This window comes from Rhodopirellula europaea 6C (assembly GCF_000338295.1).
Lineage (GTDB): Bacteria > Planctomycetota > Planctomycetia > Pirellulales > Pirellulaceae > Rhodopirellula > Rhodopirellula europaea.
The window spans coordinates 1-780 of record NZ_ANMO01000104.1 but is presented as its reverse complement, the minus strand read 5'-3'; the positions used below and the strand labels follow the sequence as shown (position 1 = coordinate 780).

General features: G+C 57.4%; 1 protein-coding gene. It reads left to right on the top strand.

Annotated features, from left to right (window positions below):
* Positions 1-698, top strand: a 698-nt coding sequence (locus RE6C_RS10100; RefSeq protein WP_144054723.1) for a transposase, incomplete at its 5' end; no start/stop codon positions are given.
* Positions 699-780 lie beyond the last annotated feature (82 nt).

The window sequence follows — 780 nt, the reverse complement described above, 5'->3', positions numbered from 1 at the left end:
AGCTGAATTCGAAAAACAGGCGTTTTGTCGGGCGATTGAAGTCCAACACGAAACTCGACGCCTTGGCCGCCGAGCACATCCATCGTCCACCAGGGCGGCCACCGCAGAACGGGTACGAGTACACCGTTGAGCTTGGGAACTATCAGGCCGACTCGTGGAAGCATGCCCAACGATTGATCCTCGTTGTGGTCGATCAGCCTGATCCTACGACGGGTCAATTGAACTTGATGCCGCGCTGGTTCTTCTTGGTGACCAATTGGGAGGAGGAATCCCGCGATGTTGACACGCTGCTCGCTCACTATCGAAAGCGAGGCACGTTCGAGGACCGGCTTGGTGAGTTCAACGAATCGGTCGGCGTTCACTTGTCTTCGCAAGGATTCAAGGCGAATGAGGCGACGATGCTACTTGCGTTGTTGGCTTTCAATCTCAACACGATCTGTCGCAACGAGCTTGAAGAGGCGGTCGGTGGTGGTTGGGACATGCGACGGTTCGTCGGGTCCGTGCTGAAGGTTGGCGGCCGGATGGTGAAGCATTCGCGGCGACTGGTTCTTCGAATCGCGGAGTCGGCCGAGCCACTGTGGTCGATGCTGACCGAACGTCTTGAAGGCTGGCAAGTGACGCTGCCAAAGCCGAGTGTCGGACAAGGCTTCCAGCCTCCACCGGATCACGCTCACCTGCGAGAAGTACTTCGTCAGTAACAGCACCCACCAACACAAGAAACGACTATGGGGAGGGGGCCGTTGTGCGCTCGCTGCAAGAATCAACGCCAAAAGCTCGGAG